22 protein-coding genes and 1 pseudogene are annotated in these 22,910 nt (G+C 55.8%); 10 read left to right on the forward strand and 13 right to left on the reverse strand.

Going from position 1 to position 22,910, the window contains the following annotated elements; translation table 11 throughout:
* The first annotated feature begins 222 nt into the window (after window positions 1-222).
* On the forward strand, window positions 223-1,062 hold the full coding sequence (locus AC2TE5_RS10135; protein WP_484613146.1) for a hypothetical protein: 840 nt from the start codon (window positions 223-225) through the stop codon (window positions 1,060-1,062).
* Between the two features lie 51 nt (window positions 1,063-1,113).
* On the opposite strand, the gene AC2TE5_RS10140 is transcribed toward AC2TE5_RS10135, so the two are convergent.
* The 7 genes from AC2TE5_RS10140 to puuD all read right to left on the reverse strand — a co-directional run bounded on the left by AC2TE5_RS10140 (window position 1,114) and on the right by puuD (window position 8,026).
* Window positions 1,114-1,254 (reverse strand): hypothetical protein, encoded by a 141-nt coding sequence (locus AC2TE5_RS10140; RefSeq protein WP_252089916.1) that lies wholly within the window; start codon window positions 1,252-1,254, stop codon window positions 1,114-1,116.
* 4 nt (window positions 1,255-1,258) lie between these two features.
* A complete protein-coding gene (locus AC2TE5_RS10145; protein ID WP_257257897.1) occupies window positions 1,259-1,939 on the reverse strand; it encodes a DUF4145 domain-containing protein in 681 nt (226 codons plus the stop codon).
* Between the two features lie 513 nt (window positions 1,940-2,452).
* A complete protein-coding gene (gene puuE, locus AC2TE5_RS10150) occupies window positions 2,453-3,724 on the reverse strand; it encodes a 4-aminobutyrate transaminase (RefSeq protein ID WP_484613147.1) in 1,272 nt (423 codons plus the stop codon).
* A 25-nt stretch (window positions 3,725-3,749) separates the two neighbouring features.
* Window positions 3,750-5,030: an NAD(P)/FAD-dependent oxidoreductase gene (locus AC2TE5_RS10155; protein WP_484613148.1), complete on the reverse strand. Its 1,281-nt coding sequence runs from the start codon at window positions 5,028-5,030 to the stop codon at window positions 3,750-3,752.
* A complete protein-coding gene (puuC, locus tag AC2TE5_RS10160) occupies window positions 5,027-6,520 on the reverse strand; it encodes an aldehyde dehydrogenase PuuC (protein ID WP_484613149.1) in 1,494 nt (497 codons plus the stop codon). Before puuC ends, AC2TE5_RS10155 begins: the two co-directional genes overlap by 4 nt.
* Before the next feature lie 158 nt (window positions 6,521-6,678).
* On the reverse strand, window positions 6,679-7,236 hold the full coding sequence (gene puuR, locus AC2TE5_RS10165) for an HTH-type transcriptional regulator PuuR (RefSeq protein ID WP_013096835.1): 558 nt from the start codon (window positions 7,234-7,236) through the stop codon (window positions 6,679-6,681).
* 25 nt (window positions 7,237-7,261) lie between these two features.
* Window positions 7,262-8,026, reverse strand: a complete 765-nt coding sequence (gene puuD, locus AC2TE5_RS10170) for a gamma-glutamyl-gamma-aminobutyrate hydrolase (RefSeq protein ID WP_063143032.1) — start codon at window positions 8,024-8,026, stop codon at window positions 7,262-7,264.
* Window positions 8,027-8,240: 214 nt separating this feature from the next.
* On the opposite strand from puuD, the gene AC2TE5_RS10175 reads away from it, so the two are divergent.
* From AC2TE5_RS10175 to AC2TE5_RS10185, 3 genes are all read left to right on the forward strand, one after another.
* Window positions 8,241-9,659: a glutamine synthetase family protein gene (locus AC2TE5_RS10175; RefSeq protein WP_484613150.1), complete on the forward strand. Its 1,419-nt coding sequence runs from the start codon at window positions 8,241-8,243 to the stop codon at window positions 9,657-9,659.
* A 181-nt stretch (window positions 9,660-9,840) separates the two neighbouring features.
* Window positions 9,841-10,026 (forward strand): YmjE family protein, encoded by a 186-nt coding sequence (locus AC2TE5_RS10180; protein WP_484613328.1) that lies wholly within the window; start codon window positions 9,841-9,843, stop codon window positions 10,024-10,026.
* Complete coding sequence (locus tag AC2TE5_RS10185) at window positions 10,016-11,407, forward strand: APC family permease (protein WP_484613151.1); 1,392 nt, start codon at window positions 10,016-10,018, stop codon at window positions 11,405-11,407. The genes AC2TE5_RS10180 and AC2TE5_RS10185 overlap by 11 nt, the downstream gene beginning before the upstream one ends.
* Window positions 11,408-11,470: 63 nt before the next feature.
* On the opposite strand, the gene AC2TE5_RS10190 is transcribed toward AC2TE5_RS10185, so the two are convergent.
* Window positions 11,471-12,724 carry an MFS transporter gene (locus tag AC2TE5_RS10190; RefSeq protein WP_484613152.1) on the reverse strand — a complete coding sequence of 418 codons (1,254 nt, stop codon included), beginning with the start codon at window positions 12,722-12,724 and terminating at the stop codon, window positions 11,471-11,473.
* Between the two features lie 121 nt (window positions 12,725-12,845).
* Here AC2TE5_RS10190 and AC2TE5_RS10195 point away from each other — a divergent pair, with 121 nt between their 5' ends.
* From AC2TE5_RS10195 to bioD, 3 genes are all read left to right on the forward strand, one after another.
* Window positions 12,846-13,778: a LysR family transcriptional regulator gene (locus AC2TE5_RS10195; RefSeq protein WP_448637733.1), complete on the forward strand. Its 933-nt coding sequence runs from the start codon at window positions 12,846-12,848 to the stop codon at window positions 13,776-13,778.
* Between the two features lie 94 nt (window positions 13,779-13,872).
* Window positions 13,873-15,093 carry a sugar metabolism global transcriptional regulator Mlc gene (mlc, locus tag AC2TE5_RS10200; protein ID WP_193939767.1) on the forward strand — a complete coding sequence of 407 codons (1,221 nt, stop codon included), beginning with the start codon at window positions 13,873-13,875 and terminating at the stop codon, window positions 15,091-15,093.
* Window positions 15,094-15,223: 130 nt separating this feature from the next.
* Window positions 15,224-15,919, forward strand: a complete 696-nt coding sequence (gene bioD, locus AC2TE5_RS10205) for a dethiobiotin synthase (protein WP_484613153.1) — start codon at window positions 15,224-15,226, stop codon at window positions 15,917-15,919.
* Here the strand turns inward: bioD and clcB are convergent.
* Window positions 15,854-17,164: a voltage-gated ClC-type chloride channel ClcB gene (clcB, locus tag AC2TE5_RS10210; protein ID WP_484613154.1), complete on the reverse strand. Its 1,311-nt coding sequence runs from the start codon at window positions 17,162-17,164 to the stop codon at window positions 15,854-15,856. The genes bioD and clcB overlap by 66 nt on opposite strands.
* Before the next feature lie 255 nt (window positions 17,165-17,419).
* Here clcB and AC2TE5_RS10215 point away from each other — a divergent pair, with 255 nt between their 5' ends.
* The 3 genes from AC2TE5_RS10215 to AC2TE5_RS10225 all read left to right on the forward strand — a co-directional run bounded on the left by AC2TE5_RS10215 (window position 17,420) and on the right by AC2TE5_RS10225 (window position 19,913).
* Window positions 17,420-19,117, forward strand: coding sequence for an S-type pyocin domain-containing protein (locus AC2TE5_RS10215; protein WP_484613155.1), 1,698 nt, complete (start codon window positions 17,420-17,422; stop codon window positions 19,115-19,117).
* Window positions 19,114-19,581: a DUF6392 family protein gene (locus tag AC2TE5_RS10220; protein ID WP_484613156.1), complete on the forward strand. Its 468-nt coding sequence runs from the start codon at window positions 19,114-19,116 to the stop codon at window positions 19,579-19,581. The genes AC2TE5_RS10215 and AC2TE5_RS10220 overlap by 4 nt, the downstream gene beginning before the upstream one ends.
* A 71-nt stretch (window positions 19,582-19,652) precedes the next feature.
* On the forward strand, window positions 19,653-19,913 hold the full coding sequence (locus AC2TE5_RS10225; RefSeq protein WP_484613157.1) for a bacteriocin immunity protein: 261 nt from the start codon (window positions 19,653-19,655) through the stop codon (window positions 19,911-19,913).
* Between the two features lie 56 nt (window positions 19,914-19,969).
* On the opposite strand, the pseudogene AC2TE5_RS10230 reads toward AC2TE5_RS10225, so the two are convergent.
* The 4 genes and pseudogenes from AC2TE5_RS10230 to osmX form a co-directional block, all read right to left on the reverse strand.
* Window positions 19,970-20,133: pseudogene (locus AC2TE5_RS10230) on the reverse strand (IS4 family transposase); the annotation flags it as partial.
* Window positions 20,134-20,189: 56 nt separating this feature from the next.
* Window positions 20,190-21,338, reverse strand: coding sequence for an osmoprotectant ABC transporter ATP-binding protein OsmV (osmV, locus tag AC2TE5_RS10235; protein WP_221549872.1), 1,149 nt, complete (start codon window positions 21,336-21,338; stop codon window positions 20,190-20,192).
* Complete coding sequence (gene osmW / locus AC2TE5_RS10240; protein ID WP_006808875.1) at window positions 21,338-21,985, reverse strand: osmoprotectant ABC transporter permease OsmW; 648 nt, start codon at window positions 21,983-21,985, stop codon at window positions 21,338-21,340. The genes osmV and osmW overlap by 1 nt, the downstream gene beginning before the upstream one ends.
* An 8-nt stretch (window positions 21,986-21,993) precedes the next feature.
* Complete coding sequence (osmX, locus tag AC2TE5_RS10245; protein ID WP_484613158.1) at window positions 21,994-22,893, reverse strand: osmoprotectant ABC transporter substrate-binding protein OsmX; 900 nt, start codon at window positions 22,891-22,893, stop codon at window positions 21,994-21,996.
* Window positions 22,894-22,910: the final 17 nt, after the last annotated feature.

Here is a 22,910-nt window from a genome sequence, read left to right on the forward strand (position 1 = left end):
CACCCAATACTTTAGGATTTTGCCAGGAAGAGTAACTGACTCTGCCAGCCCTACTAAGCACGTCGACAGTCTGATAGATGCTTTCCACAGCCACCAGCAACCATTGTGATAATGGCTTGACCTGCTGCGGAAAAAATAAAAAATTAACAAATCGGTGGACGGTTTATAAAGATGAACTGTTGGTTTATGATACAGAATTATCTCAACATCAGAGACATAGACATGGGCGAAAGTGCAGGAGAGTCGTTAAAGCAGGTGCTGGAAGACAGGCTCAAAAATCCCTTGTGGGGCTTCATCATCCTGGCGTGGGTATGGTTCAACTGGCCTAACATGGCGATGCTGTTCATGAGTGATGAACCTGTAAAACTAAGAATTGATAACATTCTGAACCAGGAGCATTTTTACCTTGCCTACATTGTTCGACCATTTGTGATAGGTGGGCTTTTGGCTATTGTCTCCCCGTATGTACAGTGGTTACTTTCCAAGGCTCACAAATGGGCTGATGACCGTTACAGCGATAACATTTTCCAGGGTAAAGAGCGTGTTTATCAAGATAACATCAAGCTCTCTAAGCTGAAAGTTCAGTCACTCCTGGCAGAACAAGCCGAAACCGCCAGAATCAGCGCAGACATTCAGGCTGACACTGAGCGCGGGAAGCGTGAACAGATAATCTCAGAAGAACTTGAAGCCCAGCAAAAAGTGCTTGAGGAGAAAATCGAACTTCTTTCGAAAAAATTCGAGGAAGATCAACTGGAATTCGAAGAGATGATAAAGGAAAAGCAAAAGTTTCAAGACCTCGCCGTTCAGGTTTCAACCTTGTTAGAACAATCACTTAGGCTCGATAACAGGAATTCGGTTGCTCAGTTAGCGAGCGCAATTTCCGATTTGTTTACTGTCGCTGAATTTGAGGAGTCCGAGGAGAGAAACGGCTCAAAAGTCACTCGCAAGAAGCACCTCACCGTGGCTGAACTTCTGGAAAAGGTAAAAGCCGAAAAGGGTGAAATATCAAATACCCCCACTATAGCCTTAAGCGCTTCTCCAATCCGATTAGAAAATGAATAGTGGTATTAGTCTCTGTGCGATAAATAACCGTATTTGCTATTTTACAGCGCATCAATCCAAATGGAGCTGGCGGCGGAAGCGCCACGTTTGCAATGGCACCGTCAAGGACTGCCATTGAAATACCGATAATAATGGTAGCAATTGCGCCATACCGTTGCGGCAGGGGCAAACCATCAGAATCAATTTGTCCATTTGGTTATCCTTTACGAGCAACAGCCTTTTCAGCCGCAACTTCCTTTATACGCTGGAGTTTCTGCTGTTTTTTGTGACGAGCTACGTACCAGTCATCAAGTAACATCTCAATCATTTCTATCAAAAGGTCTGCTTCTTCAGTGCTCACATCAACAATAAGATTGATGTCTTTTTCCATGTGGGCACCAATATTACCTATACTTTTGACGTCCAGAATTGCCTCCCATACGAAAGGGTCAACCTTATCTTCAATGGCTTTTATTTCGTCGTGAAGAGTTCTGCCACTTACTCCCCAGAAATCACGAATCATGCCCTGTAGACATCGTCTTGCAAGAGTCGCAGAAGCTTTAGGTGATAGTTCAGCAATAGCACAGGCTTCACGGTAGTCAGCAAGTACAGCTTTGGGTATGCAATCAGAATAATTTTTTGCACGTTGCTTCTGTAACTGAGGCAGTACGGGGACGATTTGACGGGCATGTCTTAACAACTTATGAGTACCGTAATTATCATACTCAGCCATTTCAACGGTTATCGTTGGCTTAGTGCACTCAGGATTTGGGCAAACCGTTCCAGTTGTTTTGTATTTCCATATACCAAGGCTTGAATCAAGGTCAAATTCAGTAGTTTTCTTATCTTCATCTCTAATTACTGCTGCAAAGTTGCAGTGCGGACATATCCAAGACATCGTAACTCTCCATTACTAGTTTTACCTCATCTTATGCCACGGTATTCATATGGTTTTCAATGGCTTTCTCTGATATCTGTGGTGATGAATGGATAGTTGAATCACATACTACTTACTCCAAAAACGTAAACGTTTTATTGACCTGCTTTGATGCTGGATTTCTTCTTATAAAAGCTACAAAATCTATGAGCATTTCGTTCACTGTTCATGCTCGATTCATTACTCATGTAATGTAATCTCATGAATTTAATGATTAATTACTAATGGTGAACATGTCCCAGCTGGCGATGGAGGAGAGGTGAGAGAAGCGGGAGAGACGCTGGAAGGTTTTCGCAAGTGACTGATAGGCTGATGTTTTTTGCAATTCTTATTTCCTCTTGCCAGGATGTGTTTCAGGGAGCATACAATGAAACAGACCAAATTCCCCAACATTTCCCACACGGAGGAAATCAATGCCGATCTCCTCCGTTGAAACCGTCGCCGCAATTCCGGGAGACGGTTTTCGGTGGGCACTTAGGCTTTATCACGCATAACCTGCTGCAGGATCGCCAGCGCCTGGTTGAACTGGGCATCCGGAATGGTCAGCGGATAAAGGAAGCGGATCACGTTGCCGTACTGGCCGCAGATCAACAGCAGCAGGCCCTGGGCGAGCGCCTTTTGCTGGATCGCCTGCGCGATGGCGGCCGACGGTTCACGGCTCTCGGGATCAAAAAACTCCGCCGCAATCATCGATCCTCTTCCCCTAATCGCCACGAGCGCAGGAAAGCTGCCCTGAATTTCCTCCAGCGTGGCTTTCAGTCGATCGCCCAGATGACGGGCGCGCGCGCACAGCGACTCGCTGTCGATAATATTCAGCACCGCGTGCGCGGCGGCCACCGCAAGCGGGTTGCCTGCATAGGTTCCCCCCAGACCGCCGGGCGCCGGCGCGTCCATGATCCCGGCGCGGCCCACCACGCCTGACAGCGGCATTCCGCCTGCCAGGCTTTTAGCCATCGTCATCAGGTCGGGCTTGTCCGCGTAGTGTTCCATGGCAAACAGTTTACCCGTACGGGCGAAGCCGCTCTGCACTTCGTCTGCAATCATCACGATCCCATGCTCATCGCAGATACGGCGGATGGCGGCCACCAGCTCAGGCGGGGCGACATTGAATCCGCCTTCACCCTGAATGGGTTCAAAAATAATCGCCGCCACCTGTTTCGCCTCAATATCCGCTTTGAACAGGCGCTCAATCGCCGTGATGGCATCCTGCGTCGTGATGCCGTGCAGCTCGGAGGGATACGGCACGTGATAAACCGACCCCGGGAAGGGGCCAAATCCCAGCTTATAGGGCGCGACCTTGCCGGTTAACGCCATGGTCATATAGGTTCGTCCGTGAAAGCCTCCCCCGAAGGCAATCACACCCGGTCTGCCGGTGTGGGCCCGGGCGATTTTAATCGCATTTTCCACCGCTTCCGCGCCCGTTGTGAAGAACGCCGTCTTGGCCGGGCTCTGCACCGGGGCCAGCTCGTTAAGCTTTTCGGCTAATGAAACGTAGCTTTCGTACGGCACAATCTGATAGGCCGTATGGGTGAACTGGTGAAGCTGTTTTTCCACTGCGGCCACCAGTTCAGGGTGACGATGGCCGGTATTCAGTACCGCGATCCCGGCGGCGAAATCAATATAGTCGTTGCCTTCCACGTCGGTAAGCGTGGCATTCTCCGCCGTGCGGGCAAAGAAATCACACATTACGCCTACGCCGCGCGGGGTGGCAGAAAGTCTGCGCTGATGAAATTCCTGGTTACTCATGTCAGATACCCTTTTGTCGAAACGATCATACGCCAAGACGATCGCGCAGGCTGTAATACGCCGCGCCCATCGCCGTGAATGGGATCCGCAGGCTGCGACCGCCCGGGAAGGGGTAGTGCGGGAGTTTGGCAAACGCATCAAAGCGTTCAGCGTCACCGCGCAACAGTTCAGAGATCAGCCGTCCGGCCAGGTGGGTGCAGGTCACGCCGTGGCCGCTATAGCCCTGCATGTAATAGATATTTTTATCCAGACGACCAAACTGCGGCATACGCGACAGGGTCAGCAGGAAGTTGCCCGTCCAGCGGTAGTCGATTTTGACGCCTGCCAGCTGAGGGAAGGTTTGCAGCAGCTTTGGCATCACGAGGCGCTCGACATCGTCCGGATCGCGCGCGCCATAGACTACGCCACCGCCGTACAGCAGGCGGTTGTCGGCGGTGAGGCGGTAGTAATCCAGCAGGTAGTTGCAATCTTCCACGCAGTAGTTGTTGGGGATCAGCGTGCGGGCTACCTCCTCCGGCAGCGGGGCGGTGGTCACCACCTGGGTGCCGCAGGGCATGCTGCGTTTTGCCAGTTCCGGTTCTATCTTATCGCCCAGATAGGCATTCCCGGCGACGATCACGTATCGGGCAGTCACCTGGCCATGCTGCGTGCTCACCACTGCCGGGCTGGTGTGCTGAATGGCGGTCACCGGGGACTGTTCATACACCCGCCCGCCGTTCAGGCGAAAGGCGTCCGCTTCGCCGATCGCCAGGTTAAGCGGATGAATGTGCCCTCCGCTGCGGTCCAGCAGCGCGCCGGTATAGCGGTCGCTGTCGACTTCCCGGCGGATGGCGCTGGCGTCCAGCAGCTCCAGCTGCGTGTTGCCGTAGCGTTCCCAGTTGGCTTTTTGCTCCTCCAGCGTCTCCATCTGCTTATGGTTTAACGCCACAAACAGCCCGCCGGGACGATAGTCGCACTGGATCTGATAGCGCTGGATACGCTCCCGGATGATTTCCCCGCCTTCAAACATCATGCTCCCGAGGACTCTGGCGGCGTCGGGTCCGTAGTTTTTCTCAATCACGTCGATATCGCGGCTGTAGGAGTTAACCAGCTGGCCGCCGTTGCGCCCGCTGGCGCCGAAGCCGATGCGCGCCCCTTCAAGGAGCACCACGTCGTAGCCCATTTCGGCGAGATGCAGCGCGGAGGAGAGGCCGGTATAGCCGCCGCCCACCACGCACACGTCACAGCTGATCGACTCGTTAAGCGTCGGGAAAGGTTCGTAAGCGTTCGCGCTGGCCGCGTAGTAGCTGGTGGTATGTTCGGTCATGATTGAGGCTCCAGGGCAATCCAGATGGTTTTCAGTTCGGTGAATTTTTCCAGCGCGTGCAGGGACTTATCGCGGCCGTTGCCGCTCTGCTTATAGCCGCCAAAGGGTACGGTCATATCACCGTCGTTATAGTTATTGACGAAGACCGAGCCTGCTTTCAGGCGGCGGCTCATGCGGTGCGCGCGGGAGAGATCGCGGGTCCATACCGCCGCGCCAAGCCCATATTCACTGTCGTTGGCCAGCGTTAAGGCTTCCTCTTCGGTTTTAAAACGGGTGACGACCAGCACCGGCCCGAAAATCTCTTCCCGGCACAGCGGGGAGGCAGGATCGATGTCGACAAAAATGGTTGGACCGACTGCGGAAGGCCATGATTGTTCCCGCCCGTCCAGCAGCAGCGTGCCTTTTTGGGTTCCCTCTCGAATAAACGTGTGGACGGTATCGGCGTGCGCAACGTCGATGAGCATTCCCATCGTGCTGTCGGGATCGAGCGGATCGCCCGGCTGCCAGTGACGGGCCTGCGCTTTCAGCTTCGCCAGGAAGTCATCGGCGATGCTGTCCTCGAGCAGCAGGCGGGTACCGGCGATACAGACTTGCCCCTGGTTATAAAAAATCCCGGCGGCGGTCGCGCTCACGGCCTTGTCCAGGTCCGGACAGTCGGCAAAGATAATGTTGGCGCTCTTGCCGCCTGCCTCCAGCCAGACGCGCTTCATGTTGCTTTCACCCGCGTCCTTCAGCAGCTGCTTGCCGGTACGGGTTGAACCGGTAAACGTCAGCACCTCGACCTCCGGATGCAGCGCCAGCGCCTGGCCCGCTTCGTGGCCGTAACCGCTTATTACATTTAGCACGCCGTCCGGCAGGCCCGCCTCTTTCGCCAGCCCGGCCAGCCGCAGGGCGGTGAGCGGCGATTTCTCCGACGGTTTCAGTACCACGCTGTTGCCCGCGATCAGTGCCGGGCCCAGCTTCCAGCAGGCCAGCAGCAGCGGAAAGTTCCAGGGGACGATGGCCGCGACAACCCCGATCGGCTCGCGCACGATCATCGCCAGCTCGCCCGGACCCGTAGGTGCCACTTCGCCGTAGACTTTATCCGCCGCTTCGGCGTACCAGCGAATGGCGCGCGCCGCGCCGGGAATATCGTCGCGCAGGCTGTGGCGAATGGGTTTACCGGTGTCCAGCGTTTCCAGTAAGGCCAGCTCTTCGCCGTGGCGTTCCATCAAATCGGCGAGCTTATGCAGCACGGCCTTTCGCTGCGCCGGAGACGCCTGCGACCAGTCACCGCGCTCAAATACCTCACGCGCGGCCTGAACCGCGAGGTCCACGTCCGCCTGCTTGCCCCGCGCCACGTTCGCCAGCGTCTGCCGGGTAGCGGGATTGACGGTTTCAAACGTGGCATTATCGGCGGCGTTACAATAGGCACCGTTAATAAATAGCCGGGTCTCAATGGCGCTGTTTTTTGCTTTATCCTGCCAGTAAGTCAGGTGCTGAAAATGCATATTCACTCCTTTCTTTCGCAATCAGATAAATAATGGCATGGCCGTTTCAGGCAATACGAAGCCGTGGGGCATCCCGGGAATTAACCCGTTGAATGCCGACATCGAGCGTTTTTTATTTGTCCCGGCGTAAGCGCGCTTACGCCGGGACTGAGTGGTAATTAGAACGTGGTGGGGGTGTGGGCACTGATAATGCGGCAGATGCCTGCCGAGGTGTTGCTGAAGCTGTGCGGTATGCCGGTGTTGATGGCATAGCTCTGCCCCGCAACCAGGTGATAAGGCTGGCCATTAATGGTCAGCACTATTTCACCTTCCAGTATCGTACCGATCTCCTCACCCTGATGTTTGATCCTCTCTCCGGTCGTGGTTCCAGGCTGGTAAGTTTCAAAAATCATCGCCAGCGTACGGTTCGGATTTCCGTTATGAACCAGCTTCATCGAAACACCCTGACTGCCTATTTCGATAAGGTCTTCCTGATTAATAACCACCTGCGGTTCATCAGGTTTTTCCGGTTCCGAAAAGAATTCCGAGAGCGACAGCCCATAAACTTTCAGCAGCTTTTGCAGCGTACTGATGGCAGGACTGACTTTATCCTGCTCAATGGTGCTGATGGCACTGTGTGTTAACCCAGACAGTTCGGCGGCACGCCGCTGCGAGAGACCCAGCTGCTGGCGGATCTCTGACAGACGTTTCCCTGGCGCCAGTCCGTCATCGCTCATAGTTGCATTTCCTTTACGATAGTGGTCAAAGCCGTTGCTTCTCGGCAACGTGGCTTTGACAGGCGGTGATAAAACCTTCAAACAACATGCGTGACAGGGCGTACTCGCTGCTGTTCCATTCGGGGTGCCATTGCACGCCGAGGGCAAAAGGGTGGTCATGAACGCTAACCGCTTCGACCAGCCCGTCCGTCGAGCGGGCCTCCACGCGGAGCCGTGGTCCTAACGTTCGTGCACCTTGCCCGTGTAACGAGTTTACCCAAAATTTGTTGCAGCCTGGTATTAATTGAGACAGCAGTCCTCCCTCCTGAACCTGAACTTCATGAGACGGGGCGTATTGTAGCTCAACCGGCAGTTCAGCATCCTCCCGGTGTTCAAGCAGATCGTTCTGCTCGAACAGGCGGCGATACAGCGTTCCTCCCGTCGCAACAACCAGTTCCTGCAGCCCCCGGCAGATGGCGAAAATGGGGATGCGCCTTTCGAGCGCGGCGGCAATCAGCGCCATACTCAGAAGATCTCGCCCGGGATCGGCGTTAGGCTCATCGCCGTTTTCACCATACAGGTGCGGCTGTACGTTACTTGGGCTGCCCGGCAGGTAAATTCCGTCCAGGGTTGGCAGCAGAGCGGTCATTAGCTCTGGCTCTGCCAGCGCATGCGGTAAGGCAATAGGTAAGCCCCCCGCGTTAATAACGGCATTCAGGTACTTTTCTTGCAGGGTTTGGGTCTCATGACCCTTAAGCCTGTTTCTACACATCACCACGCCAATAACTGGCTTGTTCATTATATTTTCCATGATCGCCCTCACAAAGTGGACTAAATTTAGGCCATTCTCACCTCAGAAACGGCCTTTTCGTTCAATATTTTCTCAATCTAGCAACGGGATCTGCCTTTTGCAAACTTAATTTAACATTTGACAAACAATTTGTTTGCATACAGATTCGATAGGGTGGACATTATATTTGACAGTCCTGAGCAGCAAACGCAAAACCCAAAAACGGTGGTAAATCATGGAAACCAATATCGTAGAAGTTGAGAACTTTGTGCAGCACACGGATGAGAGGCGGGGCAGCGCCTTTACGCAGGAAGTGAAGCGCTATTTAGAAAAGTATCCTGACACCCAGTTTATTGACGTCCTCCTGACCGACCTGAACGGCTGTTTTCGCGGCAAACGTATCCCGGTTGCCGGACTGAGCAAACTTGAAAAAGGCTGCTATTTCCCGGCATCGGTTTTCGCCATGGACATTTTGGGTAACGTCGTGGAAGAGGCGGGCCTGGGGCAGGAGCTCGGCGAGCCGGACTGTATCTGCGTGCCGGTGCTGGGCACCCTGACGCCGTCTGCCGCCGACCCGGAATACATTGGTCAGGTGCAGCTCACCATGGTTGATGAAGATGGCGCTCCCTTTGACGTTGAGCCGCGGAACGTACTCAATCGACTCTGGCAGCAGCTGCGCCAGCGCGGTCTGTTCCCCGTGGTAGCGGTAGAGCTGGAGTTCTATTTACTTGACCGTAAACGCGATGCCGAAGGCTATCTGCAGCCACCCTGCGCGCCGGGCACCGACGTGCGAAATACGCAGAGTCAGGTCTACTCGGTTGATAACCTGAACCACTTTGCTGACGTGCTGAATGACATTGACGAGCTGGCGCAGCTGCAGCTGATCCCCGCCGACGGGGCAGTGGCCGAGGCCTCCCCGGGCCAGTTCGAGATTAACCTGCACCATACGGAAAACGTGCTTGATGCCTGCGATGATGCGCTGGCGCTAAAACGTCTCGTCAGGCAGATGGCGGAAAAACATAAGATGCACGCCACGTTTATGGCAAAGCCTTATGAAGAGCATGCGGGCAGCGGGATGCATATCCACATCAGCATGCAAAACAACAGAGGCGAAAACGTGCTCGCAGACGCCAGCGGCGAGGATTCCGCGCTGCTGAAACGCGCGCTGGCCGGGATGATCGATCTGATGCCGGCGTCCATGGCGCTGCTGGCACCGAACGTCAACTCCTACCGCCGTTTCCAGCCGGGAATGTACGTACCGACGCAGGCGTCATGGGGACACAACAATCGCACGGTTGCCCTGCGTATCCCCTGCGGCGATCGCCATAACCATCGGGTCGAGTACCGGGTGGCGGGAGCAGACGCGAATCCGTATCTGGTGATGGCGGCGATTTTTGCCGGCATTTTACATGGGCTGGATAACGATTTACCCCTGCAGGAAGAAGTTGAAGGCAATGGTCTGGAGCAGGACGGGCTGCCGTTCCCGATCCGTCAGAGCGATGCGCTGTGGGAATTTATGCAAAACGATCATCTTCGCGAGCGGCTGGGCGAGCGTTTCTGCCACGTTTATCACGCCTGCAAAAATGATGAATTGCTGCAGTTTGAACGTCTGATCACCGAAACTGAAATTGAGTGGATGCTGAAAAACGCCTGATAACGTGCCCCGGTAAGGGGCCGCTTTGTTTCATCGCATACGTATCACCCAACGGCCTGCGCGGAGCCTGGCCTAACTGTTCGCTGGCACGCCAGCTATCTCCCGGGAGTCGCGTTATGGAGCGCAGGCGGCACAGGGATTTTCTTAACGACACTGTGTGACGAGGTAGGAAATGATGCAGATGTTCAACTATCCGCAGGGCGAAGGGGGCCAGTCAGGCTCCTGCTGTGAGTGCGAGCCAGAGACGGCGCGCTGGTACGATCGCGTTTGTTCTTTACAACTTCCCCCTTTGCTAAGCAGGTTTGCGTTAAGGTCAACGCGATTGCAAACCACGGTAAGCATGGGGGGGACGGTTTATGGCGACTAACACGTCTCTTGACTCGCCGGGCATGGCCGGAAGAACCCGGCTGCGCAGTTCCCTCAAGCTCTGGCAGGTGGTCATGATGGGGCTGGCTTACCTCACCCCCATGACCGTGTTTGATACCTTCGGCATTGTGTCCGGTATCAGCAATGGTCACGTGCCCGCCTCGTATCTTCTGGCGCTGGCGGGCGTCATGTTTACCGCCATCAGCTACGGCAAACTGGTACGACAGTTCCCGGAAGCGGGCTCTGCGTACACCTACACGCAGAAATCGATCGGACCCCACCTGGGTTTTATGGTCGGCTGGTCATCGCTGCTGGACTATCTCTTCCTGCCGATGATCAACGTGCTGCTGGCGAAGATCTACCTTTCCGCGCTGTTCCCTGAAGTCCCGCCGTGGGTCTGGGTGGTGGGGTTTGTGACGATCCTGACGCTGGCGAACCTGAAGAGCGTTAATCTGGTCGCCAACTTTAATACCCTGTTTGTGCTGGTGCAGGTCGCTATCATGGTGGTGTTTATCATTCTCGTGGTGCATGGTCTCCACAAGGGTGAGGGCGTCGGCACCGTCTGGTCGCTCCAGCCGTTTATCAGCGAGAATGCACACCTGATCCCTATTATTACCGGCGCGACTATCGTCTGCTTCTCTTTCCTCGGCTTTGACGCGGTCACCACGCTGTCGGAAGAGACGCCAAACGCGGCGCGGGTGATTCCCAAAGCCATTTTCCTGACCGCGCTGTATGGCGGGCTGATATTCATTGTTGCCTCGTTTTTCATGCAGCTCTTTTTCCCGTCGATCGCGCGCTTCAAGAACCCGGACGCCGCGCTGCCGGAAATTGCGCTGTACGTGGGCGGCAAGCTTTTCCAGTCGGTGTTTCTGTGTACCACGTTTGTGAATACGCTCGCTTCAGGCCTGGCCTCGCACGCCAGCGTCTCACGCTTGCTGTATGTGATGGGGCGTGACAACGTCTTTCCAGAGCGGGTGTTTGGCTACGTGCATCCGAAATGGCGGACTCCGGCTCTGAACGTCATTATGGTAGGGATTGTGGCGCTGTCGGCCCTGTACTTTGATCTTGTGACCGCGACGGCGCTGATCAATTTTGGCGCGCTGGTGGCGTTTACGTTTGTTAATCTCTCGGTGTACAACCATTTCTGGCGGCGTAAGGGGATGAACAAAACGTGGAAAGATCGGTTCCACTATCTTCTGCTGCCGCTCATTGGTGCCGTAACGGTCGGCGTGCTGTGGATAAACCTTGAAGCGACGTCCCTGACGCTTGGCCTCATCTGGGCGGCACTGGGGATCCTTTACCTGACATGGCTAACGCGCCGTTTCCGAAAACCGCCTCCGCAGTTTGAAGCCGCTAAGATCGAGCAGGCCTGGGATTCCTGAACGATAAACGGCACCAGTACGCTGGTGCCGTTTATCTGGATCGGGAATCAGCCCGCAGGCTTATTATCTCAGACGTTTATGAAGACTTGCTCCCACCAGCAGCGCCGCGCACAGCATCAGCGCGATAAACCCGCCCACGCCGTTCCAGCCGTAGTTATGCCAGAACACGCCGCCGAGGGTCCCGGCGATGCTGGAACCCAGGTAATAGCTAAACAGATACAGCGACGATGCCTGACCTTTGGCGCGACGCGCGCGCGGGCCAATCCAGCTGCTGGCGACCGAGTGAGCGGCGAAGAACCCCGCGGAGAAGAGCAGCATTCCGGCAAAAATCAGCCACAGGGAGGAAAAGAGCGTCAGCAGCAGGCCGACCAGCATCACCGCCGTGAAGAACAACATCACCGGGCCGCGCCCATAGCGTGCGGTCATTGCTCCGGCTTTTGGCGAACTCCAGGTACCGGTCAAATAAGCAACCGAGAGTAAACCGACAATGGCCTGGCTGAGATGCCACGGGGAAAGCATCAGGCGATAGCCAATGTAGTTAAAAAGCGTGACAAACGACCCCATCAGCAGAAAGCCGACCAGAAACAGGCGCGGCAGCCCTTTGTCGCGCCAGTGCAGGCGGAAGTTGATAAACAGCGTTTTGGGGCGCAACGAGGTCGGGCGGAAATGGCGCGATTCTGGCAGAATTTTCCAGAACATCAGGGCTGATGCCAGCGCAAAACACCCGATGACAGCCAGCGCAATACGCCAGTTAAAGAAGTCCGTAAACACCCCGCTCAGCAGGCGTCCGCTCATTCCGCCAATCGAGTTCCCGCTGATGTAAAGCCCCATCGAGAAGGCAACAAAGCTCGGGTGGATCTCCTCGCTGAGATAGGTCATCCCAACCGCCGCCACGCCGCTGAGCGAGAGCCCGATCAGCGCGCGCATCACCAGAATACCGTGCCAGCTGGTCATCATCGTCGAGAGCAACGTGCAGACCGACGCCAGCATCAGCGCGGTCACCATCACCTGTTTACGGCCAATGGCGTCGGACAGCGGCCCGGTAAAGAGCAGGCCAATCGCCAGCATGCCGGTAGAAATAGAGAGTGAAATACTGCTGCTGGCAGGCGATACGCCAAACTCATGAGAGAGAACGGGCAGGATCGGCTGAACGCAATAGAGCAGGGCGAAGGTCGCCAGACCGGCGGAAAAGAGCGCCAGCGTGACGCGCATAAATTGGGGGGTACCACGTTTAATGAACTGGACCGGCTGCGGTGCTGCGGGTAAATCATTGATATCTCTTGCCGGATCGATATCAATAGTAGTTGTACGACTCACACAGTTTCCTTGCTTAAACATCCCCGTGATTTCTGGTGACGGGTATGACCACATGTTCAGGGTAGGAAAATGTAAATATTCTGTCTAATATATTAATAATCTCAAATGATACTTTAAAAATATGAATATTGAGCTGCGTCATCTTCGCTACTTTGTCGCCGTTGCTGAAGAGCTGCATTTTGGCCGCGCGGCGGCACGGCTGAATATCTCTCAGCCACCGTTAAGCCAGCAGATTCAGATCCTGGAACAGCAGGTCGGAGCGCGCCTTCTGGCCCGCACCAACCGCAGCGTGAGCCTGACGGCGGCGGGTAAGCAGTTCCTGAACGACAGCCGACAAATTCTGAGCATGGTCGATGACGCCGCCGCTCGGGCAGAACGGCTCTATCTCGGGGAAGCCGGAGAACTGCGAATCGGGTTTACCTCGTCCGCGCCGTTTATCAGCGCCGTTTCGGAGACCCTTTCGTCATTCCGTCGTCACTTTCCGGATGTTCATATTCAGACGCGCGAAATCAACACCCGCGAGCAGATTGCGCCGCTGAATGAAGGTTCGCTGGATCTGGGGCTGATGCGTAACACCCAACTGCCGGACACGCTGGCGTGGGAGGTGATCCTGCGCGAGCCGCTGATGGCGATGATCCCACACGATCACCCGCTGGCGTCGCGTCCGGCGGTCTCGCTGGCAGAGCTGGCAAAAGAGCCGTTTGTCTTTTTTGACCCGCAGGTCGGGACAGGTCTGTATGACGATATCCTGGGACTGATGCGCCGCTACGATCTCGCCCCGGTCATCACCCAGGAGGTGGGGGAAGCGATGACCATTATTGGCCTGGTGGCGGCCGGGCTGGGCGTGTCTATTCTTCCGGCCTCCTTTAAGCGGGTACAATTGCGCGAAATGCGCTGGGTGACCATCGCCGAAGAGGATGCCGTTTCAGAGATGTGGCTGGTCTGGTCGAAGCACCGCGAGCAGAGCCACGCCGCGCAGCGCTTCAAACAGCAGTTAATTAGCGCCTCTGCCGGGCGGCATTTCCAGGGAAAAGGGGGTAAAAATGTGCGGTAAATCACATGGCTAAGTAAATATTTGACGACGGACATGGAAGTGCTTCACCATAGCAAACAGTTTATTTCGAAGCTCGAAAATAAGGGAGTACGAGGTGGTTGCTGATAGTCAGCCAGGGCATATCGATCAGATTAAGCAGACCAACGCTGGCGCGGTGTATCGCCTGATTGATCAGCTTGGTCCGGTTTCGCGTATCGATCTTTCGCGCCTGGCACAACTGGCACCTGCCAGTATCACCAAGATTGTCCGCGAGATGCTGGAAGCGCACCTGGTTCAGGAGACGGAAATTCAGGAGCCGGGCAGCCGTGGCCGTCCGGCAGTCGGGCTGGTGGTTGAAACGGAAGCTTGGCACTACCTGTCACTGCGCATCAGCCGGGGGGAGATCTTCCTTGCGCTGCGCGACCTGAGCAGCAAGCTGGTGGTGGAAGACCGCCTTGAACTGCCGCTCAACGCGGAGGAACCGCTCCTCGACGCGATTGTCTCGCACATCGATCACTTCTTTATCCGCCATCAGCAGCGGCTTGAACGCTTAACGGCGATTGCCATCACCATGCCGGGGATTATTGATACCGAAAACGGTATTGTTCACCGCATGCCGTTTTACGACGACGTCAAAGAGATGCCGCTGGGCGAGGTGCTGAAAAACCATACCGGCGTGCCGGTCTATATTCAGCATGACATTAGCGCCTGGACGATGGCGGAGGCGCTGTTTGGCGCGTCGCGCGGCGCGCGGGATGTGATTCAGGTGGTCATCGACCATAACGTCGGGGCGGGCGTGATCACCGACGGACGTCTTCTCCACGCCGGAAGCAGCAGCCTGGTGGAAATTGGCCACACCCAGGTCGACCCGTACGGCAAGCGCTGCTACTGCGGGAACCACGGCTGTCTGGAGACCATTGCCAGCGTGGAAAGCGTGCTGGAACTGGCGCAGGTTCGACTCGGCCAGTCCATGAGCTCCTCGCTGCACGGACAACCCCTAACGGTGGACTCCCTCTGCGCCGCCGCGCGCCAGGGCGATCTGCTGGCGAAGGACATTATTACCGGGGTGGGGAATAACGTTGGCCGCATCCTGGCCATTATGGTGAACCTCTTCAACCCGCAAAAAATCCTCATTGGCTCACCGCTGAGCCAGGCGGCGGAGATCCTCTTCCCGGCGATCTCGGCCTGCATTCATCAGCAGTCGCTTCCCGCCTACAGCAAAAATATTGCGGTAGAAAGCACCCAGTTTTCCAATAAGGGTACGATGGCAGGCGCGGCGCTGGTCAAAGACGCCATGTATAACGGCTCGCTGTTGATCCGCCTGTTACAGGGTTAACTCTTTTCCGCAGATGTAAGAAAAATTGCGCTATCTCAAGCCGGGTAGCGCACGTATCCCGTAGACTTCCTCCACTGAATTATTTACCTGGTTTATATTTTCGAAGCATACCCAAGAGGTGGAGTGAGTCATGCTTAAGCGTTTCTTTGTTACTGGTACAGATACCTCTGTCGGCAAGACCGTCGTATCCCGCGCATTGCTGCAGGCGCTGGCAGCAAGCGGTAAACGCGTGGCAGGGTACAAACCGGTCGCAAAAGGCAGTAAAGAGACGCCAGAGGGATTGCGTAATAAAGACGCCCTGGTGCTGCAAAGCGTCTCGTCACTGGAACTGCCTTATCACGCGGTCAATCCCATTTCGTTAAGCGAAGAGGAGAGCAGCGTAGCGCACAGCGGCCTGATTAATTATCCCCTGCTGTCCGACGGCCTGGCGAACCTGAGCGAGAAGGTTGACCACGTGGTGGTTGAAGGGACGGGCGGCTGGCGCAGCCTGATGAATGACCTGCGCCCGCTGTCTGAATGGGTCGTGCAGGAGCAGCTTCCGGTGGTGATGGTAGTGGGTATCCAGGAAGGGTGCATCAACCACGCGCTGCTGACGGCGCAGGCGATCGCCAATGACGGCCTGCCGCTGGTTGGCTGGGTGGCAAACCGCATCAACCCGGGCCTGGCGCACTATGCGGAGATCATCGACGTGCTGAGCACCAAGCTGCCCGGGCCGCTGGTGGGCGAGCTGCCTTATCTGCCACGCGCCGAGCAGCGCGAGCTAGCGCAGTACATCGATCTCTCTGCCCTCGGTGGCGTGCTGACCGTAGATCGAGTCGTGGCGTAACGTCCGCGACAATACGGACGCCACCACGCAGGCGACCAGCAGGCCGGGCAGTAAAAAATACTGCCCGGTCATTTCACAGACCATCAGCGCCGACATAATGGGCGCATGCGTGGTCGCGGCAAGTAGCGTTGCCATCCCTGCCAGCCCCAGCAGAATCGCCGTTTCAGAGCCTGGCAGCCATAGCGCGAACAGCTGCGCAAACAGCATTCCCGTTGCCATACCGACAAACAGCGTGGGCGTAAATACCCCGCCCGGCGCGCCCGAGCCGCTGCTCGCCAGTACCGCCAGCAGTTTGCAGATAAACACCCCGGCAATTACCGACAGCAGCGGCGGCGCGAGCAGAAAAGACTGAACCACGCTGTAGCCATTCCCCCATACCTTCGGCGTCAGGAGAGACAGCAGCCCGACGATCGCGCCGCCCAGCGCTAATTGCCACGGCGGCGAAAGCTTGAGGCGCAGGAAAAGACCGTGGCTGAACGCCATCAGCCACATCAGCAGCGGTCCGCAGAGACCGGCCACCAGCCCCATCGCGACCAGCAGGGCATAATCGGCCGCGGTGAGCATGCCGCTCAGATGGACCGCGTAGAGCGTACCGGCGCCCGGTGCCAGAAGCTGCGTGGTGAGCAGCGCCACCACCGCCGAGATAACCACGGGGCCGAGCGAGGCCAGCATCAGCGTACCAAACAGAATCTCAGCGATGAACAGGCTTCCTGCTAACGGAGCATGGTAGGCGCTGGCCATCCCGGCGGCGGCACCGCAGGCTATCCATAATTTCCATTCGGATTTGGGCGTAAAGCGCCGGGCGAAAAGGGAGGCAGCGAGGGCGGCAAGCAGGATCATCGCCCCTTCACGCCCGATGGCGCTACCGCTGGCAACGACCAGCAGCGACGCAAGGGATTTCACAAGGCTTGCGCCGTAGTCAAACTGGCCGTCACCGGTCTCCAGCGCTTCCATATAATCGGTGGGGGCATGAGGACGCTGCGCCGTCAGACGCTGCCATCCCCAGAGCAGCAGCCCGGCGGCCAGCCCACCCAGCGCTGGCGTCAGCGCGCGCCGCCAGGGCGAGAGCGACGCGGCGGCATTCACCAGGCTGCCGCTGTCGTTGCTGAGAAGTAGCCACTCCAGCAGGTACATGCTGTGGCGGAATACCGCCACGGCCAGCGCGGCCAGCACGCCGGTGACGGTGGCAATCAGCAGTCGGCGAAACATCGCGCGGATGTCGGGGTACGTATGAAGACGTTGCATGAGTCGCGAGTCAACGGGGTCGATGTTCTATTGTGATAGGAACTCAACCAGTATGCAAATGAGCTTTTATAGGGTGTTCTAAATATTTATCTTATTTATTTTTATTGAAGGTTTATTTAGCTGTTAAATATTAACCAAAAGTGCTGAATAAATCTGGTTAACTCGTATTCATAGTAGAATTTCTTTTTTTATTAACGGGAAGATAAAGGGAATTCTTTATGAGTAATCAATTTACTAATTACCGGAGCGTAACGAATGGGTTACCGTACCGATAATTATGGCCGGGGGCAGGCGCTTGAGAATGATAAAACAACCTCCGGAGCCAGGTGCATAGCCTCCATCACTGACAGCTCTGAATTTGGCCGCAGGATACTTCGGGTAGGCGATAAAACCACTCCATGTCCCAAATGCGGGATACAGGGCGTCATTGTATCTGGTGAAGAACGAGTGACATTTCACGGGGTACCCGCCGCCGTTCACGGTTCAATAGTACATTGTGATTGCCCTCCTGGTTCGAACTGGGTGATTGCACCTGCAGGCCAGTGGCTGGGGCGTGGGCGAGATCCCTTAGATATTGCCAGAGAGGAACACGCCGCAAAGCTGGCAGCAGAAAAGGAAGCCGAAGAAAAACGCAGAGAGGAGGAAAGGGAGCGCAACCGGGTATTCGCAAAATCCTGCCTGCGCGGTGAGGGCTGCAATGATGCCGGTGACCAGCGCGAACCCCACACCAATTTTGCTGATATGGCATTTTTTCAGGCCATGCCCGCCGGCGATCCGACAACCGATTCAGTCGCCCCGCAGCATGCTCAGACCGCCAGAAAGAAAAAGCCAGATGATATCCCCAAACCGAAGAAGCGCAGCGCCCTTTATCGCTGGTGGAACGGCAACCATGAGGAGATGGATTATCAGGCCGCCGTTGCTGCCGCGGCGGTCGCTTCACGCGCACAGACGGCCACGGCAGGCGCAAGCCTGCTGGAGCTGATAAGCGGCAGGGCGCTGACATACGGCACCTGGGCGGTACGAAGTGCCGCCGGGCTGGGTGAGATTGCTGCCGCCGGAGCAGGTGCTCCCGTGGCCGGACTGCTGGTAGGTATGATGCCCGGCAGGCTGAACGACGGCGAACAGGATTTTATTGACCGTATGCGCCTGGCGCAGATGCGTGAAGCCCCGAGCCGTGTTCGCTATACGTGGGAGAACGACAGCAGGGGGAACCCGGTGCCGCATGGCTGGCACACGCCGCCTGGCCGGGATAATGTTCGCGTCAGAAAAATGGAGTACGACAGCAGGGCGCAGGCATACACCTTCACCACGGAGGAAGAACCGCGCATCACCATCGTGTGGACGCCTGACCGTACAGACGAGAAAACGCCGTGGAATACCGGCAACAAGGCGCGGCCGGTGCTGCCGAACCCCGTGATTGTTGACCCGCTGCCGGATAACACCGGCATAACGGCGACCACCAGCCCGGCACCGGAGGAGAAGAGTTTTGCGGATTACATTTTGATCCTGCCGTTGCCAGACCTGCCGCCGATTTATATTTACCTGAGCAAACCGCCGGTGGAGTTTTTGGAGGTCGAGCTATACAGTGACTTTAAACGCCGTTCGCGGCAGGGGGTATATGAGGCTGATCACATGCCGTCTGCTGCGGCTGTTAAAACTAATCTACGCAGGAAATACCCGCATTTAAAAGAAACGGAAATTCAGGAACTTTCATTACAGGTAGCGGCTATCGTCGTTCCTAAAGATGTGCATCAGAAAATCAGTGAGACTTATGGCGGGCGTAATACCCCTGCACAAATTGACTTAGACTCGCAGAACTTACGGGCAGCAGTGGATCGCAATCTGGATGCCATAAAGCCAGCATTAAAAAAGCATGGTGCAACGGAAAATCAGATTGAAGATGCAAGGGCTAAAATTCACGAATTGAATCGTAATATGGGGTTATACGAATGACAGTAAATGTAGAAGCACTGATCCGTAATCTGGGCAGGAGCTATAAAGAGTTAGTTGATAATGAAATAATCACTTACAAAAGCGACCCTAAAGGGGCAGCAGGTGACCCCGTGTTACTTTTACAAATGGCGAACGAAGGTGTTTCTTTAGCCTTTAATCGAGAAGGGAGGATACTGAAAGAAATTACGTTGTCTATTCAGCGTGATGAGGTAAAGGGATGGGTCTTCCCGAATGAACTCCCTACACCGTTGCAGCAAAATATGTCTCGCATCTGGATTCATCAGGCGTTTGGTGAGCCTGAAGGCACGGTTGGCCCCAGAACCATAATGAATCGTTTATTCGGTTGGGTTGAAAAGTACACCGTTGAAGATTTTCATACGCCTATCACAATGCAGATTAATTACGATCTTGACGAGATGGTGAAAGAAGTCGCTTTTATTCTCACTTCTGAAATTCGCTGGTGAACTCAACATAAGCCCAGAAAGGTTTTTTTTGTGGGCATTTCTTGCAGCGAATTTCCGGAGGTGGGAAAAAAATGAGTGAGAAGAAAAGCCTTTGTGATTATACGGAACAAGAATTTTTAGAGTTAGTTCGCAATATTTATAACGCAGAAGGTCCAACAGAAGAAGACGACAATCGCAGGGTAAGGGAATTCAGACGTCTTACCGAGCATTCATCAAGCTCAGATTTGATCTTCTATCCAGAGGATGGGAAAGAGGATAGCCCTCAAGGAATTGTCAAAGAGGTCAAAGAGTGGCGTAAAGCCAATGTTAAACCAGGCTTTAAAGAATCTTGAGCATCAAGCCCCGGAAAGGCTGAGGGATCCCCAGAAACATCATCAATACACCAGAAGATGTTTTGATAGGCCATCGCCATATCGGCGTAGACCCTGTCGGGGTTCATCCCCGACAGGAGCCCCTGCGATTGCCGGATGATATGTTCACTCAATGTCAGACACGACAGCACCTGCGTGATTTCTCGCTGTTCACCTGGAACCATCGATTCCTGTCTTTATTTATGGGGAACCATCAGCCCGCAAGGGGCTTTTCTGGTCTGTATTAAAATATGATCCTCAGCTCTCACTATGAATATTGAGCGCCCGGCGCGTACGCCCTGAACTCAGGTACTCGGCGATATAGTCCTGCGAAATCTCACCGTTGTAGCGGCCGTCCTCATCCACGATCGGCATCCAGCTGGTATTGCTCTCATACAAACGTGAAAGCACCACGCGCAGGTTGTCTTCCGCCTTGCCGGTCATGCGGAACGGATGCAGGATGTCGGCGCAGGTACCGCTGGCGTTGCGCGCTTCGCGACGCTTCACAAAGCCCAGCGGTTTGCCGTGCTCGTCGACCACCGTCACGGCACGAATGTCGTTATCATCCATGGTCGCAAAGGCGTCGGGAAGCGGAGTAGAGCCCCGCACCGTAATGGTCGGCTGCTGGTCGGTGACGTCGCCCGCCGATACCAGCAGCAGGCGCTTCAGCGTCCGGTCCTGGCCGACGAACGATCCGACAAACTCATTCGCCGGTTTCGCCAGCAGTTCATCCGGGCTGGCGCACTGCACGATTTTCCCCTGACGGAACACCGCAATACGGTCGCCGAGCTTCAGGGCTTCATCGATATCGTGGCTCACCAGCATGACGGTTTTTTTCAGCTTGCGCTGCATCTCCAGGAACTGGTTCTGGATCACCTCGCGGTTGATCGGGTCCACCGCGCCGAAGGGTTCATCCATCAGCAGTACCGGAGGATCTGCCGCCAGGGCGCGGATCACGCCGATACGCTGCTGCTGGCCGCCGGACATCTCGCGCGGGTAGCGGTTGAGGAACTTGTGCGGATCCATCGCCACCATATCCATCAGCTCTTCGGCGCGGGTTTTGCAGCGCGCTTTATCCCAGCCCAGCATGCGCGGCACGACGGTAATGTTCTCTTCGATGGTCATGTTCGGGAACAGGCCAATCTGCTGGATCACGTAGCCGATGTTGCGACGCAGGGTGACGGTGTCCATCCCGCTGGTGTCTTCACCGTTGATCAGGATCGTCCCGCTGCTTGGGGTAATGAGGCGGTTAATCATCTTCAGGGTGGTGGTCTTCCCGCAGCCGGAAGGGCCGAGCAGGACGCACATTTCCCCTTCGGGCACGTTCAGGTTGACGTTATCGACGGCCTTAAAGGTCTGGCCGTGCTTCTGTGAAAATTGTTTGGTGAGGTTTTCCAGTTTTATCATTATCGAATCCCCTTTGGAGTCAGAACCACCTGCAGACGGTGCAGCAGCCAGTCAAGCACAATTGCTAAAAGACAAATCATCAGCGCGCCCGCAATCAACATGCGAATATCGCTTCCGCCGATGCCGTTGAGCAGCAGCAGGCCCAGACCGCCCGCGCCGATCACGGCGGCAATCGCCATCACGCCGATGTTCATCACCACGGCGGTGCGGATCCCGCCGAAAATCACCGGCAGCGCCATCGGGATTTCAACCCAGCGCAGGCGCTGCCAGAAGGTCATGCCGATGCCGCGCCCGGCTTCGCGCAGGCCCGGCGGCAGGCTGTCGAGCGCGGTATGGGTATTACGCACAATCGGCAGCAGCGAGTAGAGAAACACCGCCGTGATCGCGGGCAGGGCACCGATGCCCTGACCGATCAGCGAAAACAGCGGGATCATCAGGCCAAACAGGGCGATGGACGGAATGGTCAGCACGATGGTGGCTATCCCCAGCACCGGCGTTGCCAGCCACTTATGGCGGACAATCAGAATGCCCAGCGGTACGCCGATGATGATGGCTAAGCCTACGGCCAGCGCCACCAGCCACAGGTGCTGCAGCGTCAGGGTTAAGAGGTAATCCCAGTTGTCCAGAATGTAGTGAATCGTCTCCATAGCGCCTCCTACAGCAGCTGTTTGCTACGCAGGAAATCGCGGGCGACCTGCTGCGGTGACTGATGGTCGATATCCACCTTCTTGTTCAGCTCGGTGATAACGTCGTTGTTGAGCTGGGCCGAGAGGGTGTTGAGCGCCTCTTCCAGACCGGGGTTGGCCTCCAGCGTGTCTTTACGCACCACCGGCGTTACCGCGTAGCTCGGGAAGAAGCCTTTATCATCTTCCAGCACCTTGAGGTCGAAGCCTTTCACTCGCCCGTCGGTGGTGTAAATCAGACCGGCGTCAACGAAGCCGTCGCGCACCGCGTTATAGACCAGACCGGGGTCCATCTGACGGATTTGCGGGCGGTCCAGATCCATCTTATAGGCCGCCTGAAGCGGCTTCATGCCGTCGCTGCGCCCGGCAAACTCCAGGTCCAAGCCCAGCAGCCAGTTTTTGTCCGGGTTGGTTTTACGGACCTGCTCAATCTTCGCCACCATCTCCGACATGGTTTTGATATGCTCCGCCTCGGCGCGCTTGCGCTGCATGGCGAAAGCGTAGGTGTTGTTCATGTCGGCGGGTTTGAGCCAGACCAGACCGTGCTTCGCGTCCAGGCGTTTCACCGTCTCGTAAGACTCCTGCGGCGACATGCGCTTGTTGATGTGGTTAAAGATGATCAGCGACGTGCCGGTGTACTCCCAGGTCATATCAATCTGCTTGTTGATCATCGCGTTGCGGGAGATCACCGTGGCAATGTTGGTTTGCGGCTGGACCTGAAAACCTCTCTTTTGCAGGTACTGCACGGTCATCGCCGAGAGAATGTGCTGCTCGGTAAAGCTTTTGGTCGCCAGAATCAGCGGGGCCGCCATCGCCTGGCTGGTGAACAGCGCCGTGGCAAATAGCGCCGTCAGGCCGGAAAACAGTCTCATAAAAGCTCCTTGTTATT

The sequence above is a fragment of the Enterobacter sp. N5-15 genome (assembly GCF_057221635.1).

What these genes read in the sequence shown, in the direction of transcription:
- AC2TE5_RS10135 (WP_484613146.1), top strand. Translation starts at nt 223, where the DNA reads ATGGGCGAAAGTGCAGGAGAGTCGTTAAAGCAGGTGCTGGAAGACAGG.
- AC2TE5_RS10140 (WP_252089916.1), bottom strand. Translation starts at nt 1,254, where the DNA reads ATGGACAAATTGATTCTGATGGTTTGCCCCTGCCGCAACGGTATGGCG.
- AC2TE5_RS10145 (WP_257257897.1), bottom strand. Translation starts at nt 1,939, where the DNA reads ATGTCTTGGATATGTCCGCACTGCAACTTTGCAGCAGTAATTAGAGAT.
- puuE (WP_484613147.1), bottom strand. Translation starts at nt 3,724, where the DNA reads ATGAGTAACCAGGAATTTCATCAGCGCAGACTTTCTGCCACCCCGCGC.
- AC2TE5_RS10155 (WP_484613148.1), bottom strand. Translation starts at nt 5,030, where the DNA reads ATGACCGAACATACCACCAGCTACTACGCGGCCAGCGCGAACGCTTAC.
- puuC (WP_484613149.1), bottom strand. Translation starts at nt 6,520, where the DNA reads ATGCATTTTCAGCACCTGACTTACTGGCAGGATAAAGCAAAAAACAGC.
- puuR (WP_013096835.1), bottom strand. Translation starts at nt 7,236, where the DNA reads ATGAGCGATGACGGACTGGCGCCAGGGAAACGTCTGTCAGAGATCCGC.
- puuD (WP_063143032.1), bottom strand. Translation starts at nt 8,026, where the DNA reads ATGGAAAATATAATGAACAAGCCAGTTATTGGCGTGGTGATGTGTAGA.
- AC2TE5_RS10175 (WP_484613150.1), top strand. Translation starts at nt 8,241, where the DNA reads ATGGAAACCAATATCGTAGAAGTTGAGAACTTTGTGCAGCACACGGAT.
- AC2TE5_RS10180 (WP_484613328.1), top strand. Translation starts at nt 9,841, where the DNA reads ATGTTCAACTATCCGCAGGGCGAAGGGGGCCAGTCAGGCTCCTGCTGT.
- AC2TE5_RS10185 (WP_484613151.1), top strand. Translation starts at nt 10,016, where the DNA reads ATGGCGACTAACACGTCTCTTGACTCGCCGGGCATGGCCGGAAGAACC.
- AC2TE5_RS10195 (WP_448637733.1), top strand. Translation starts at nt 12,846, where the DNA reads ATGAATATTGAGCTGCGTCATCTTCGCTACTTTGTCGCCGTTGCTGAA.
- bioD (WP_484613153.1), top strand. Translation starts at nt 15,224, where the DNA reads ATGCTTAAGCGTTTCTTTGTTACTGGTACAGATACCTCTGTCGGCAAG.
- clcB (WP_484613154.1), bottom strand. Translation starts at nt 17,164, where the DNA reads ATGCAACGTCTTCATACGTACCCCGACATCCGCGCGATGTTTCGCCGA.
- AC2TE5_RS10215 (WP_484613155.1), top strand. Translation starts at nt 17,420, where the DNA reads ATGGGTTACCGTACCGATAATTATGGCCGGGGGCAGGCGCTTGAGAAT.
- AC2TE5_RS10220 (WP_484613156.1), top strand. Translation starts at nt 19,114, where the DNA reads ATGACAGTAAATGTAGAAGCACTGATCCGTAATCTGGGCAGGAGCTAT.
- AC2TE5_RS10225 (WP_484613157.1), top strand. Translation starts at nt 19,653, where the DNA reads ATGAGTGAGAAGAAAAGCCTTTGTGATTATACGGAACAAGAATTTTTA.
- osmV (WP_221549872.1), bottom strand. Translation starts at nt 21,338, where the DNA reads ATGATAAAACTGGAAAACCTCACCAAACAATTTTCACAGAAGCACGGC.
- osmW (WP_006808875.1), bottom strand. Translation starts at nt 21,985, where the DNA reads ATGGAGACGATTCACTACATTCTGGACAACTGGGATTACCTCTTAACC.
- osmX (WP_484613158.1), bottom strand. Translation starts at nt 22,893, where the DNA reads ATGAGACTGTTTTCCGGCCTGACGGCGCTATTTGCCACGGCGCTGTTC.